Annotated in this window: 13 protein-coding genes; 4 read left to right on the plus strand and 9 right to left on the minus strand. The window is 63.6% G+C overall.

Translation table 11 applies throughout. The annotated features are described in order from the left end of the window. Positions 1-78: 78 nt before the first annotated feature. Genes AC07UR_RS08200 through phnG form a run of 7 tightly spaced genes read right to left on the minus strand, consistent with a single transcriptional unit; the run spans position 79 to position 5,234 of the window. The gene (locus tag AC07UR_RS08200) at positions 79-693 is read right to left on the minus strand and encodes a DapH/DapD/GlmU-related protein (protein ID WP_209789604.1); all 615 of its coding nucleotides are present in this window, start codon (positions 691-693) and stop codon (positions 79-81) included. Next, positions 690-1,397, minus strand: a complete 708-nt coding sequence (gene phnL / locus AC07UR_RS08205; RefSeq protein ID WP_176353443.1) for a phosphonate C-P lyase system protein PhnL — start codon at positions 1,395-1,397, stop codon at positions 690-692. The genes AC07UR_RS08200 and phnL overlap by 4 nt, the downstream gene beginning before the upstream one ends. Positions 1,398-1,400: 3 nt before the next feature. Then, positions 1,401-2,177 carry a phosphonate C-P lyase system protein PhnK gene (gene phnK / locus AC07UR_RS08210; protein ID WP_025429075.1) on the minus strand — a complete coding sequence of 259 codons (777 nt, stop codon included), beginning with the start codon at positions 2,175-2,177 and terminating at the stop codon, positions 1,401-1,403. Continuing rightward, positions 2,174-3,052 (minus strand): alpha-D-ribose 1-methylphosphonate 5-phosphate C-P-lyase PhnJ, encoded by an 879-nt coding sequence (locus AC07UR_RS08215; protein WP_209789605.1) that lies wholly within the window; start codon positions 3,050-3,052, stop codon positions 2,174-2,176. The genes phnK and AC07UR_RS08215 overlap by 4 nt, the downstream gene beginning before the upstream one ends. Continuing rightward, positions 3,049-4,155: a carbon-phosphorus lyase complex subunit gene (locus tag AC07UR_RS08220; protein ID WP_209789606.1), complete on the minus strand. Its 1,107-nt coding sequence runs from the start codon at positions 4,153-4,155 to the stop codon at positions 3,049-3,051. Before AC07UR_RS08220 ends, AC07UR_RS08215 begins: the two co-directional genes overlap by 4 nt. Before the next feature lie 3 nt (positions 4,156-4,158). Further along, positions 4,159-4,767 (minus strand): phosphonate C-P lyase system protein PhnH, encoded by a 609-nt coding sequence (gene phnH / locus AC07UR_RS08225; protein WP_209789607.1) that lies wholly within the window; start codon positions 4,765-4,767, stop codon positions 4,159-4,161. After that, positions 4,767-5,234, minus strand: coding sequence for a phosphonate C-P lyase system protein PhnG (gene phnG, locus AC07UR_RS08230; protein WP_209789608.1), 468 nt, complete (start codon positions 5,232-5,234; stop codon positions 4,767-4,769). The genes phnH and phnG overlap by 1 nt, the downstream gene beginning before the upstream one ends. Positions 5,235-5,318: 84 nt before the next feature. Between phnG and phnF the strand changes: the two genes are divergently transcribed. From phnF to AC07UR_RS08250, 4 genes are all read left to right on the plus strand, one after another. Then, entirely contained in the window at positions 5,319-6,056 is a 738-nt protein-coding gene (gene phnF, locus AC07UR_RS08235; RefSeq protein WP_173421865.1) for a phosphonate metabolism transcriptional regulator PhnF, read from the plus strand. A 104-nt stretch (positions 6,057-6,160) separates the two neighbouring features. Continuing rightward, positions 6,161-6,610: a hypothetical protein gene (locus AC07UR_RS08240; protein WP_209789609.1), complete on the plus strand. Its 450-nt coding sequence runs from the start codon at positions 6,161-6,163 to the stop codon at positions 6,608-6,610. Between the two features lie 293 nt (positions 6,611-6,903). Further along, a complete protein-coding gene (locus AC07UR_RS08245; RefSeq protein WP_209789610.1) occupies positions 6,904-8,298 on the plus strand; it encodes a selenium-binding family protein in 1,395 nt (464 codons plus the stop codon). 32 nt (positions 8,299-8,330) lie between these two features. Further along, positions 8,331-8,957, plus strand: coding sequence for a hypothetical protein (locus AC07UR_RS08250; RefSeq protein WP_209789611.1), 627 nt, complete (start codon positions 8,331-8,333; stop codon positions 8,955-8,957). Positions 8,958-8,996: 39 nt separating this feature from the next. Here AC07UR_RS08250 and scpA read toward each other — a convergent pair whose 3' ends face one another. Further along, a complete protein-coding gene (scpA, locus tag AC07UR_RS08255; protein WP_209789612.1) occupies positions 8,997-11,135 on the minus strand; it encodes a methylmalonyl-CoA mutase in 2,139 nt (712 codons plus the stop codon). Between the two features lie 178 nt (positions 11,136-11,313). Beyond that, positions 11,314-13,317 (minus strand): acetyl-CoA carboxylase biotin carboxylase subunit, encoded by a 2,004-nt coding sequence (locus AC07UR_RS08260; RefSeq protein WP_209789613.1) that lies wholly within the window; start codon positions 13,315-13,317, stop codon positions 11,314-11,316. Between the last annotated feature and the right edge of the window lie 21 nt (positions 13,318-13,338).

A 13,338-nucleotide genomic window follows, 5' to 3' on the forward strand; every position in this document is an offset into this window, starting at 1 on the left:
GGTTCATTCCTCGCAAAAAGGGCGCGGGTCCTCCCAACCGCGCCCTTTTTGTTGTCTTCGTTTCCGCAAGCCGGCTGTTCAGGCGTAGCGCACCAGAAATTCCTCGGCCGTGAGATCGCGGAAGTCCTCAAGCGCCTTGCGCAGGCGCAGGTGGTCCCAATCCCACCAGGCAAGGCTGTCCATGCGCTCACCGATCCCGGCATTGAAGCGGTCACGGATAAGCTTTGCCGGTACGCCACCGACGATCGTGTAGGGGGCGACGTCCTTGGAGACGACCGCGCCGGCGCCGATCACCGCACCATTGCCGACATTGACGCCGGGCAGAAGTGTTGCACCGTGTCCGATCCAGACATCATGGCCGACGGTCACCCGGTTTGACCGGCGCCAGGCGAAGAGATCGTGGTCGACGTCGGTATCGTCCCAATAGTTGGGCGCGCGGTAGGTGAAGTGGTGCAGCGTCGCGCGCCAGGTCGGATGATTGGTGGCGTTGATGCGGACGGCGGCGGCGATGTTGACGAACTTGCCGACCGTCGCGCACCAGATCGAGCCGTCCTGCATGATGTAGGAATAGTCGCCGAACTCGACCTCTTCCAGGCGCGAGCGCTCCTGGATTTCGGTGTAGCGGCCCAGCGTCGAGTTGTTGACGCTGGCCGTCGGGTGGATGAAGGGCTCGAGCCCGAGTTTCTGGCTCATGCGGCAGCCTTTCGCGGCGAGAATGCCGACACGTCGAGAATGCGATCGGCAACCGCGTCGCGCACTTCCTCGTCGTGGAAGATGCCGATCAAGGCCGTGCCCTTGGCCTTCTTCTCGGCGATCATCTCGACCACCACCGCACGGTTCTTTGCGTCGAGCGAGGCCGTCGGCTCATCGAGCAGCAGGATCTTGTGGTCGGTGATGAAGCCGCGGGCGATGTTGACACGCTGCTGCTCGCCGCCGGAGAAGGTCGCCGGCGGCAATGACCACAGCGCCGTCGGCAGGTTGAGCTTCGACAGAAGCTCGGCGGCGCGGGCGCGGGCGTCTTCGATGGCAACACCGCGCGCCTGCAGCGGCTCGGCGACGATGTCGAGCGCCGACACCCGAGGCACGACCCGCAGGAACTGGCTGACATAGCCGAGCGTTGCGCGCCGCACCTCCAGCACGGTGCGCGGCTCGGCGGTGGCCAGGTTCACCAGCTTGCCGTCGTGCTCCATCAGGATCTGGCCTTCGTCGACGCCGTAATTGCCGTAGAGCATTTTCAGGATCGAGCTTTTGCCGACACCCGAGGGGCCGCCGAGCACGACGCATTCACCGGCTTTTACCGAGAAGGTGACGTTGGCGACGACGGGCAGGCGGATACCGTCGCGCAGGTGCATGGTGAAGCTCTTTGCGACTTCGGAAACTACAAGGGGCGTAGCCATTGTTTACACCTGCAAAATGGAGGAGACGAGGAGCTGGGTATAAGGCTCGCGCGGATCGTCGAGCACGCGGTCGGTAAGGCCCTGCTCGATGACGGCGCCGTCCTTCATCACCATCATGCGATGCGACAGAAGCCGGGCGACGGCGAGATCGTGGGTGACGATGATGGCGGCAAGGCCAAGATCGTGCACGAGACCGCGCACGAGATCGAGAAGGCGCGCCTGGACCGAAACGTCGAGGCCGCCGGTCGGCTCGTCCATGAAGACGAGGCGAGGGGAGGTGACGAGATTGCGGGCAATCTGCAGGCGCTGGCGCATGCCGCCGGAGAAGGCGCGAGGCTGGTCGTCGATGCGGTCGATGCCGATCTCGACCCGTTCCAGCCAGTCGCTGGCGGCCGCACGGATGTTGCCGTAATGGCGATCGCCGACCGCCATCAGCCGCTCGCCGACATTGGCGCCCGCCGAGACGGTCATCCTCAGGCCGTCGGCCGGGTTCTGGTGGACGAAGCCCCAGTCGGTGCGCATCAGGAAGCGGCGCTCGGCCTCGCCCATGCGGGCGAGATCGCGGTACTGACCGTCACGCATATGATATTCGACGATGCCCGATGTCGGCATCAGCCGGGTCGATAGGCAGGACAGAAGCGTCGTCTTGCCGGAGCCGGATTCGCCGACGATCGCCAGCACTTCTCCTGGAAAAAGGTCAAAGGAGACATTCCGGCAACCGATGCGGCTGCCGTAGAATTTCGAGACGTCGTTGACTTTGAGAAGCGGTACGGCACTCATTCTGCGGCTTCCTTTCGGGCAAGCATGTGTCCGGCATGGCCGCAGTCGCGGCGGTCTTCACAATGGTCGGTGTCGGAGCAGACGAACATGCGCCCGCCCTTGTCGTCGAGCACCACTTCGTCGAGGTAGACATTCTCGGCGCCGCAGAGCGCGCAGGGCTTGTCGAACTTCTGCACCTCGAAGGGGTGATCCTCGAAGTCGAGGCTGACGACTTCGGTGTAGGGCGGAACCGCATAGATGCGCTTTTCGCGACCGGCGCCGAAAAGCTGTAGCGCCTCCGACATATGCATCTTCGGATTGTCGAACTTCGGCGTCGGCGAGGGATCCATCACGTAACGCCCCTCGACCTTGACCGGATAGGCATAGGTGGTGGCGATATGACCGTTGCGGGCGATATCTTCGTAGAGCTTCACATGCATCAAGCCGTATTCCTCGAGCGCATGCATCTTGCGGGTCTCGGTCTCGCGCGGCTCGAGGAAGCGCAAGGGTTCGGGGATCGGCACCTGGTAGACCAGCGTCTGGCCCTCGCGCAGGCCTTCCTCCGGAATGCGGTGGCGCGTCTGGATGATGGTGGCTTCCTTGGTCTTGGTCGTCACCGCGACATCGGCGACCTTCTGGAAGAAGGCGCGGATCGACACGGCATTGGTGGTGTCGTCGGCACCCTGGTCGATGACCTTGAGCACGTCCTTGGGGCCGAGGATCGAGGCGGTGACCTGCACGCCGCCGGTACCCCAGCCATAGGGCATCGGCATTTCGCGGGAGGCGAAGGGAACCTGGTAGCCGGGGATGGCGATCGCCTTCAGGATGGCGCGCCGGATCATGCGCTTGGTCTGGTCGTCCAGATAGGCAAAGTTGTATGTGGCGAGGTCGGTCATTCGGCGGCCTCCTTCATACCGTCCTGGCTGCCGGCGCGGGCAGCGTCATAGTCGCGGCGCATGCGCCGGACGAGATCGAGTTCCGCCTGGAAGTCGACATAATGCGGCAGTTTCAGGTGCTCGACAAAGCCGGTCGCCTGGACGTTGTCCGCATGCGAAATGACGAATTCCTGATCCTGGGCCGGCGCGACGATGTCTTCGCTGAACTCGTCGGTGCGCAGCGCACGATCGACAAGCGACATCGACATCGCCTTGCGCTCGCTCTGGCCGAAGACGAGGCCGTAGCCGCGGGTGAACTGCGGCGGCTGCTTGGCCGAGCCCATGAACTGATTGACCATCTGGCACTCCGTCACGCGGACAACGCCGAGCGAGACGGCAAAACCGAGCTCGGGCAGATCCAGTTCGACTTCCACCTCGCCGATGCGCACTTCCCCAACGAAGGGATGGGTGCGGCCGTAGCCGCGCTGGGTCGAATAGGCGAGCGCCAGCAGGAAGCCCTCGTCGCCGCGCGCAAGAGCCTGCAGGCGCAGGTCGCGGGCCATCGGAAACTCCATCGGCTCGCGCGTGAGGTCGCCCATGACGTGGCCTTCGGGCATGCGGCCGTCGCCCTCGATCAGGCCTTCGCCGTCGAGAATGTCCGAGACGCGCATCACATGCTCGCCCGGCTCTTTGACGGCAGGCTGTTCGACCGCGCCATCTTCGATCAACGAGGGATCGAGCAGGCGGTGGGTATAGTCGAAGGTCGGACCCAGCAATTGCCCGCCTGGCAGATCCTTGTAGGTGGCCGACACGCGGCGCTCGACTTTCATGGTTGCGGTATCGACCGGCTCGGAATAGCCGAAGCGCGGCAATGTCGTGCGGTAGGCGCGCAGGATGAAGATCGCCTCGATCATGTCGCCGCGCGCCTGGCGCACTGCAAGGGCTGCAAGTTCGCGGTCGTAGAGCGAGGCTTCCGCCATGACGCGGTCGACGGCAAGGCCGAGCTGTTCGACAACCTGCTGGATGGTGATCGACGGCAACGTGCGGTCGCCGCGGCGGCGGTCTGCAAGGAGACGGTGGGCGTTGGCAATGGCGGCTTCGCCGCCCTTTACTGCAACATACATGGACTATGCCTCCTGTCGGACAAGGCGGGTGGTGCGCGGCAGGCAGAGAACGCTGTCGCCTGACGTCAGCACGAGGTCGATGCCGCGTGGGAAAATCGCGCGGTTGGCGCTCCAGAAGTCGAGGAAGACTTCGGGCAGGCCACGCACGGCGATGATGACATCGTCCTTGATGCCAGGGCCGCGAGCGGTGAGCGGCTCGCCACCGGAAAGCGCTTCGATCTCGACGACGAGCGTCGTCGAGCGATCCGGATATTCCTGCGTGCCGAGCGAGAACTGGTCGAAGCCGGGAACCGGAGCACCTTTTTCGACGAAGGCAAAGCGGGCATCGGTCTTGTTGTCCGTCACCGCCGCGCCGGTGTGGAACGCGATCCACTGCGGAACGGCCGACTTGGCAAGCGCCGGCGTCAACCAGACGGGCGTATCGTGATCGCAGAGCGTCAGGGCGACGGCGCCGGCAGCGGCACTCATCGGTGATGGCGGAACGCTCGACGCTTCCAGGCGCACAATCTGTCCCGGACGGGCAAAGCCATCCATCAGGCTCTTGAAGACGGATTGGGCGGAAAACACCGGGTCAGCGAAGGCGCCGGCGAAGATTTGCGATTGGCTGGCCATCAGTCGTCTCCGCGAACCATGGTGAAAAAGTCGACGCGCGTGGCAGCGGTTTCCTCAGCCGTGCGGCGGTCCTCCGCGTCAATGCGCGAAGCGATCTGCCGGTGAAGTGCCTCGACGGCTGCCCGGTTGGCATCGCGCTGGAAAAGGGCATCGAAGATTGCGGCAAGGCGGGCCCGCTGCTTGTCTGTACCGAGCAGTTGCCCATGGCCGATCTCGCCGGTCGATAGCCGGACCGTGGCGCGGGAGACGGTCGCTTCGCCGAGATTGAAGGCATCGCCGCCGCCGCCGATGCGGCCGCGCACCATGACGAGGCCGGTCTCCGGCCCGCGAACGGGCGAAACATCTGGCTTGTCGGCAAGCGCCTCCCAGGCTGCGTTGAGTTCTTCAAAAGACGCGCGGGCGAGCAGCCGCATGCCTTCCTTGCGTGCCATGTCCGGCGGGCTTTCCTGTTTCAGCTTCGCATCCATCACTTTCACCTCAAATGTCTATTGATCTAGACAAGTGTACATCTTATACCTTTCCTTAGCGGCGGGAAATGACAGGCTTGTGACATGGCAATTCGAAAAGTGGTTGAACGGCAGACAGGTGTCGCGCTCTGGCGCCAGATCGCCGACCGGATCCGGCTGGCGATCAGCAACGGCGATTACGATGCCGCCGGCATGGTGCCGCCCGAAACGGTTCTCGCCGGCGAGTTCGGTGTCAACCGGCATACGGTCAGGAGCGCGCTGGCGGCTCTTGCCGAGGAGGGGCTGGTGCGGGCCGTGCAGGGGCGCGGCACGATGATCGAACGCAAGGAGCGCGTGAGCTATCCGATCTCCCGCCGCACCCGCTTCTCGCAAGGGCTCGGACGGCAGGTGAAGGAGATCGGCACCCGGTTGCTCGGGCATGCAGAACTGAGAGCTTCTGGCGAGATCGCCACGTCGCTGGGCATAGCACCCGGCGACCCGGTGATCGAGCTGCGCACCGTCAGCAGCGGTGACGGCAGGCCGCTCTCGGTCTCCGCAAGCTATTATCCGGCCGCGCGTTTTCCGCGCATGGCGGAGGCGTTCGAGCAATTGCATTCCGTGACCAAGGCCTTTGCCGCCCACGGCCTTGACGACTACGTGCGCGTATCGACCGAAATTGTCGCGCGGCACGCCGACGGCGACGAGCTTTCCAAACTGAAACTGTCGGCCGGTGCGATCGTGCTGGAAACGCACTCGATCAACGCGGATCTCGATGGCAAGCCGGTCGAATATTCCCGCAGCTGTTTCGCTGCGGACAGGATGAAGCTGAAGATCGAGACGTGATCATTCGGGTTGTTGATTTCTCTTTCCGCCCTCTTGGGTTGCGATTATTCTTCGAATCGACCAAAAAGAGAATGTTCCGGGCAGTTTTCTGAAGAGGCGCTTCGTTGATCGGACGTGTCGGCGCAATGGCGCTATTGGGTGCTTTCTTGCTGGCGGCCTTGCCCTCCCGGGCGGAGGACGGTCGCCTTCCGGGACTGTGGCGTGCAGCCGGTTCTACTCTCATCCGCTGCCACGGTTGCCTCAGCGTCGTCAGACACGGCACTGTCCTGACTGTTGTGAGCGAAGCCGGCTGGTCGGCCGTCGTGACCGCTGACAACTATGGCTCCAGCTCCTATGCCAGCGGCACCGGATGGTGGCGTACCGACATCGATGCCGGGCGCGATGCGCCGTTCGCGGTGCATCTCGCCCTTAAAGTTAGCCAGTTGTCCGTCGTGTTCACGTCAGGGAGCGACCGCGATCCGGCATCATATGTGAAGGTCAGCTACGACCGGCGGCCCCGCGGCGATGACGAGGGGCTGGGCGAAGTTCGCAAGATCAACATCAGTGACGAATGATAACGGCATGCCCGCGGTGGAGCGTTAGAGGCGGGCGAAGGGCTTCTCGGTACCCGTAGTTCGCTCAACGGCAAACAGACAGCCAGAGCTAAAGCGGTGGCTGTTCGAGAACTAGGATTGAGCCGCACGCACGGCGGCGGGCCCAAGGCGATGACCAATGGAACGCCTAGCTGGAAGGTGCATGCTCCCTTTGAGGAAGTAAGGCAAGGCGCCGCATTTCCGACGCGTTCTTGCCGCATCACCAAGCCTTGCATCAGGATCCGCGCATTGGGAATTCTCCAGGGAGAATGGAAATGGCGACGTGGCGACCCGATCCTTCCTTCTATCCATCACCGCGCATGGCGGCCAAGGCTCCAAGGGAAACCCTGGCCTATGTCGCGGCGTTCGATCCCGATCGGGCGAAGCCCGATGCGATTGCCGTCGTCGATGTCGATCCGGCATCGCCGCGCTATTCGCAGATTGTCGGGCAGGTCGATATGCCGAATGTCGGCGATGAGTTGCACCATTTCGGCTGGAATGCCTGTTCCTCCTGCCTTTGCCCCAACGCGCCGCACCCGCATGTCGAGCGTCGCTATCTGATCGTACCCGGCTTGAGATCCTCGCGGCTCCACATCATCGACACCAAGCCGGACCCCCGCAATCCGCAGATCGTCCGGGTGATCGAGCCCGAGGAGATTGCCGAAAGGGCGAACTACTCGCGGCTGCACACCACGCATTGCGGCCCGGAAGGCATCTACGTCAATGCGCTCGCGGACCGTGACGGCAACGCGCCCGGCGGCATCTTCCTTCTCGATCACCAGAGCTTCGACGTGCTCGGCCAATGGGAGATGGACCGTGGGCCGCAAAAGCTCGCCTATGATTTCTGGTGGCATCTCGGCCATGACACGATGATCACCAGCGAATGGGGCACGCCCGATACCTTCGAAAACGGCCTGGTTCCCGAGGTTTTGCTCGGATCGAAATACGGTCGCCGGCTGCATTTCTGGGACCTGCACAAGCGCAAGCACCTGCAGGAGATAGACTTCGGAGAAGAGCACCAGCTTGTCTTCGAGCTGCGCCCGGCCCACGACCCGACCAAGGCCTACGGCTTCGTTGGCTGCGTCATCAGCCTCAAGGACCTCTCCGCGTCGATCTGGACGTGGTATCGCGACGGGAGCAAATGGGCAGTCAAGAAGGTGATCGAGATCCCGGCCGAGCCCGCTGATCCCGATCTGCTGCCACCGGTGCTGAAAGGCTTCAGCGCGGTCGCGCCGCTGGTCACGGATATCGACCTGTCGATGGACGATCGCTTTCTCTACGTCTCCTGCTGGGGCACTGGCGACATGATCCAGTATGACGTTTCCGATCCCTTCAGCCCGAAGGAGACCGGCCGGGTGCGGATCGGTGGCATCGTTTCGCGCGCGACCCACCCGAAGGCCAAAAACGGAGCGTTGAACGGCGGTCCGCAAATGGTCGAGATCAGCCGGGATGGCAAACGGGTCTATTTCACCAACTCGCTCTACGGGGCGATCGATCCGCAGTTCTATCCCGAGGGCATCGACGGCTGGATGGTCAAGCTGGATGTCGCTGACGGTGGCGGGATAAGGTTCGACGAGAAGTTCTTCGTCGACTGGCCAAAAGGTCATCGCCCGCATCAGGTTCGTCTCGAAGGCGGCGATTGCTCGTCCGATTCCTACTGCTATCCCTAAGGAGGGGCGACCGTGCAGCCCAGTCTGGGCGAATGACGACCTTTTGGCCCTGGCTCTCGCTCGCTGGCCTCGGCGCCTTTCACGGCGTCAATCCGGCAATGGGCTGGCTCTTTGCCGTCGCGCTCGGGCTTCACCGTCAAAGTCGGCGGACCGTCTGGCTGTCCCTCATTCCCATCGCGATCGGCCATGCCCTTTCCATCGCGACGGTCCTTCTCGTCTTCGCCGCATTCGGCACGGCGCTCGATCCGAACCGTTTCCGAATTGCCGCGGCCGTCCTCATCCTTTGCGTTGCCGGCTACAGCGCAGTTAATGGACATCGCCACCGCGTCCGGGTCGGAATGCAAACCGGTATGGCCGGCCTCGCGGTCTGGTCGTTCCTCATGGCGACGAGCCATGGCGCGGGCCTGATGCTGGTGCCGGCGGTCCTTAGCCTCTGCCTCGCGGACCGTGGTAACGAACTCGCGATCGCCAGTTCGTTACCGATCTCGCTTGCCGCCCTGGCGGTTCATAGCGGCGTCATGCTCGCGGTCATTGCCGCGGTGGCGTTCGCCGTCTTCGAATGGCTTGGCCTCTCGGCCCTGCGCTCCGCCTGGATCAACTTCGATCGCCTCTGGACCCTTGCGCTTGGCGCAACCGGTGTCGCGCTTCTCGTCCAATAAGCGGCTGACCTCGCCCTTCGCCAGAGCGGAGCGAGGACATCAGATGTTGCGGCGCTTGCCCTCGATCAGGTCGAGCACGGCGCGGGCGGCGTCGAGCACATTGGTGCCGGGACCGAACACGGCCGACACGCCATTGTCCATCAGATACTCGTAGTCCTGCCGTGGAATAACGCCGCCGCAGATGACGATGACATCTTCGCCGCCGCGCTTTTTCAGCGCTTCGGCAAGCTGCGGCATCAGCGTCTTGTGGCCGGCGGCGAGCGACGATACACCGATGACGTTGACCTTGCTGGCGATGGCCATGTCGGCGGCCTCTTCAGGGGTCTGGAACAGGGGCCCGGCGAGAACGTCGAAGCCGATATCGCCGAAGGCAGACGCGATCACCTTGGCGCCGCGATCGTGGCCATCCTGGCCGAGCTTTGCCACCATGATCTTCGGCTTGCGGCCGAGCTTGTCCGAGACCTCGCCGAGCCGTTCGGTAAGAATTGCGAGTTCGGGCTCGCCCTCATAGGCCTTGCCATAGATCTTGCTGACGACCTTGGGGGTGGCCGCATGGTCGCCGAACGCGGCACGCATCGCGTCGGATATCTCGCCGACGGTCGCCCGGGCGCGAGCCGCTTCCACCGCTGCCGCCAGCAGGTTGCCGTCGCCGCTGCGCGCAAATTCGGTGATCACAGCCAGTGCCTTTGCCACATCCGCCGAGTTGCGGCGGCGCTTGGTCTCCTCGATCCTGCGGATCTGGGCCGCGCGAACCGCAGTGTTGTCGATCTCCAGGATGTCGATCGGCTCTTCGTTGTCGAGACGGTATTTGTTGACGCCGACGATCACTTCCTCGCCCTTGTCGACGGCTGCCTGGCGCCGTGTGGCAGCCTCTTCGATCAGCCGCTTCGGCAATCCGGCATTGACCGCCTCGGTCATGCCGCCCATCGCCTCGATCTCCTCGATCAGCGCCCAGGCTTTTTCGGCCAGTTCGTTGGTGAGGCTCTCGACATAATAGGAGCCGGCGAGCGGATCGACGACCTTGGTGACGCCGGTCTCGTGCTGCAGGATCAGCTGGGTGTTGCGGGCGATACGGGCCGAAAACTCCGTCGGCAAGGCGATCGCCTCGTCGAAGGAGTTGGTGTGCAGCGACTGGGTGCCGCCAAGGGCTGCCGACATCGCCTCGAAGGCGGTGCGGATGATGTTGTTATAGGGGTCCTGCTCCTGCAGCGAGACGCCCGATGTCTGGCAATGGGTGCGCAGCATCAGCGACGACGCCTTCTTCGGCTCGAACTCGGTCATGATCCGCGTCCACAACAGCCGTGCCGCGCGAAGCTTGGCGGCCTCCATAAAGAAGTTCATGCCGATCGCGAAGAAGAAGGAGAGGCGGCCGGCGAACTCGTCGACGTTCAAGCCCTTGGCAAGGGCGGCGCGCACATATTCGCGCCCGTCGGCGAGCGTGAAGGCGAGCTCCTGCACCAGCGTCGCGCCGGCCTCCTGCATGTGATAGCCGGAGATCGAGATCGAGTTGAACTTCGGCATTTCCCTGGCCGTATACTCGATGATGTCGGCGACCAGGCGCATCGAGGGTTCAGGCGGGTAGATGTAGGTGTTGCGGACCATGAACTCCTTGAGGATGTCGTTCTGGATGGTGCCGGATAGCTTGTCGCGCGAAACGCCCTGCTCCTCACCGGCGACGATGAAGGAGGCGAGGATCGGGATGACTGCGCCGTTCATGGTCATCGACACCGACATTTCCTCGAGCGGTATGCCGTCGAACAGGATCTTCATGTCCTCGACACTGTCGATCGCCACACCCGCCTTGCCGACGTCGCCCTCGACGCGCGGGTGATCGCTGTCGTAGCCGCGATGGGTGGCAAGGTCGAAGGCGACCGAAAGGCCCTTCTGACCGGCGGCGAGGTTCTTGCGATAGAAAGCGTTAGAGGCTTCCGCCGTCGAGAAGCCGGCATATTGCCGGATCGTCCAGGGACGGCCGGCGTACATGGTCGCGCGGGGGCCGCGAAGAAACGGCGCGAAACCGGGCAAGGAGCCGACATGGTCGATGCCATCAAGGTCATCGGCTGTGTAGAGCGGCTTGACGGCGATGCCCTCCGGCGTCTGCCAGGTGAGGCTTTCGGGCGACGCCTTGAGCTCGCGCTCGGCGAGGTTTTCCCAGTCCTTGATGGTCTTCTCGGTCATCGACGTGCTCCGCACTCTGCTTGTCTCAGCCAGCCCCTCATCCCCCTGCCGGGACCTTCTCCCCGTGGGACGGGGCGAAGGAGGATACTGGCACTCTCGGCGCTCAACTTCCCTCTCCCCGCGTGCGGGGAGAGGGGTAGGGTGAGGGGCGAAACCTGGATGGCTTGCCCGGCAGCCCCTATTCGAATTCCATGATCAGTTCGTCGACCGCAAGGCTGGCGCCGGCTGCGACCGCGACACGCTTGACGGTCGCGCGCTTTTCGGCGCGCAGGATGTTTTCCATCTTCATCGCCTCGACGATCGCAAGCGATTGGCCGGCCTCAACGGTGTCGCCTGCCTTGACCGAGACCGAGGTGATGACGCCGGGCATAGGGCAGAGCAGCATCCTCGATGTGTCCGGCGGCAGCTTCTTCGGCATCAGCTTGGCCAGTTCGGCGACGCGCGGGCTTCTGACCCGGGCGACCACGTCGATGCCGCGCCAGCGCAGCCGGATCGCGGTGCCCGTCAGTTCAACCTTCACGCTCATCGGCTGATTGTCGATGTTGAAGGTGGCAAGCGTGCGGCCCGGCGCCCAGTCACCGGCGATCGAGGCGGATGTGCCGTCCTTGAAGCGGACATAGGCGCCGTCGGCCGAGGCACCCGATGTCAGCGGAAAGGTCATGTCGGCGAGCGTGACGACCCAATCGTTGCCAACAATGCGGCGGTGGTTGCCGATGGTGCCGGAAATCTGGCTGGCGCGCTCCTGCAGGTCCTGGTTGATCGCCACCGCGATGGCCGCCAGCTTGCGCGCGGAGGTCTCGTCAGGCGTCACGCCATGAAAGCCGTCGGCGAATTCTTCGGCGATGTAGGCGGTCGTCAGACGGCCTTCGCGAAAGCGCTGCTGCTGCATCACGGCCGAAAGGAAGGGCAGGTTGTGGCCGATGCCTTCGACCTCGAACTGGTCGAGCGCGTCTGCCATGGCTTCAACCGCCGTCAGGCGGTCCGGCCCCCAGGTGCAGAGCTTGGCGATCATCGGGTCGTAATACATTGAGATCTCGCCGCCTTCGAAGACCCCCGTGTCGTTGCGCGTCACCGTGCCGTCGTCATCCGTGCCCTCGGCCGGTGGGCGATAGCGCGTCAGGCGGCCGATCGAGGGTAGGAAGTTGCGATAAGGATCTTCTGCGTAGAGTCGGCTCTCGATCGCCCAGCCATTGAGCTTCACGTCCGCCTGGCCGAAGCTAAGTTTTTCGCCTGCGGCGACGCGGATCATCTGCTCGACCAGATCGAGGCCGGTGATCAGTTCGGTGACCGGATGCTCGACCTGCAGGCGGGTGTTCATCTCGAGGAAATAGAAGTTGCGGTTGCCGTCGACGATGAATTCGACCGTGCCGGCCGAGTGATAGCCGACGGCCTTCGACAGCGCCACGGCCTGTTCGCCCATGGCCTTGCGGGTGGCTGCGTCGAGGAACGGCGAGGGGGCCTCCTCGATGACCTTCTGGTTACGGCGCTGGATCGAGCATTCGCGCTCGCCGAGATAGAGCGTGTTGCCGTGCTTGTCGCCGAGCACCTGGATTTCGATATGGCGCGGCTCGGTCACGAATTTTTCGATGAAGATGCGGTCGTCGCCGAAGGAGTTCTTTGCCTCGTTCTTCGAGGACTGGAAGCCCTCGCGCGCTTCCTGATCGTTCCAGGCAATGCGCATGCCCTTACCGCCGCCACCGGCCGACGCCTTGATCATCACGGGATAGCCGATCGATCCGGAGATCTTGACGGCTTCGTCGGCATCGGCGATCAGGCCCATGTGGCCGGGAACGGTGGAGACGCCGGCTTCGGCTGCAAGCTTCTTCGAGGTGATCTTGTCTCCCATCGCCTGGATGGCGCCAACCGGCGGGCCGATGAAGGCAACGCCTTCCTTCTCCAGCGCTTCGGCGAAAGCGGCATTTTCCGACAGGAATCCATAGCCGGGATGGACGGCATCGGCACCTGTCTTGCGGATCGCCTCGATGATCCTGTCGATGACGATATAGGACTGTGCCGAAGGCGAGGGGCCGATATGGACGGCTTCGTCGGCCATGCGCACATGCATGGCGTCGCGGTCGGCGTCGGAGTAGACGGCGACGGTGGCGATGCCGAGCTTCTTCGCGGTCTTGATGACGCGGCAGGCGATTTCGCCACGGTTGGCGATGAGGATCTTCTTGAACATGCGTCTCTCTTTCAAATCCTG

The sequence above is a fragment of the Ensifer sp. GW821-FHT05G01 genome (genome assembly GCF_059419585.1).

Excerpts from the sequence above, each read along its gene's own strand:
- AC07UR_RS08200 (WP_209789604.1), bottom strand. The coding sequence starts at position 693 with ATGAGCCAGAAACTCGGGCTCGAGCCCTTCATCCACCCGACGGCCAGC.
- phnL (WP_176353443.1), bottom strand. The coding sequence starts at position 1,397 with ATGGCTACGCCCCTTGTAGTTTCCGAAGTCGCAAAGAGCTTCACCATG.
- phnK (WP_025429075.1), bottom strand. The coding sequence starts at position 2,177 with ATGAGTGCCGTACCGCTTCTCAAAGTCAACGACGTCTCGAAATTCTAC.
- AC07UR_RS08215 (WP_209789605.1), bottom strand. The coding sequence starts at position 3,052 with ATGACCGACCTCGCCACATACAACTTTGCCTATCTGGACGACCAGACC.
- AC07UR_RS08220 (WP_209789606.1), bottom strand. The coding sequence starts at position 4,155 with ATGTATGTTGCAGTAAAGGGCGGCGAAGCCGCCATTGCCAACGCCCAC.
- phnH (WP_209789607.1), bottom strand. The coding sequence starts at position 4,767 with ATGGCCAGCCAATCGCAAATCTTCGCCGGCGCCTTCGCTGACCCGGTG.
- phnG (WP_209789608.1), bottom strand. The coding sequence starts at position 5,234 with ATGGATGCGAAGCTGAAACAGGAAAGCCCGCCGGACATGGCACGCAAG.
- phnF (WP_173421865.1), top strand. The coding sequence starts at position 5,319 with ATGGCAATTCGAAAAGTGGTTGAACGGCAGACAGGTGTCGCGCTCTGG.
- AC07UR_RS08245 (WP_209789610.1), top strand. The coding sequence starts at position 6,904 with ATGGCGACGTGGCGACCCGATCCTTCCTTCTATCCATCACCGCGCATG.
- AC07UR_RS08250 (WP_209789611.1), top strand. The coding sequence starts at position 8,331 with ATGACGACCTTTTGGCCCTGGCTCTCGCTCGCTGGCCTCGGCGCCTTT.
- scpA (WP_209789612.1), bottom strand. The coding sequence starts at position 11,135 with ATGACCGAGAAGACCATCAAGGACTGGGAAAACCTCGCCGAGCGCGAG.
- AC07UR_RS08260 (WP_209789613.1), bottom strand. The coding sequence starts at position 13,317 with ATGTTCAAGAAGATCCTCATCGCCAACCGTGGCGAAATCGCCTGCCGC.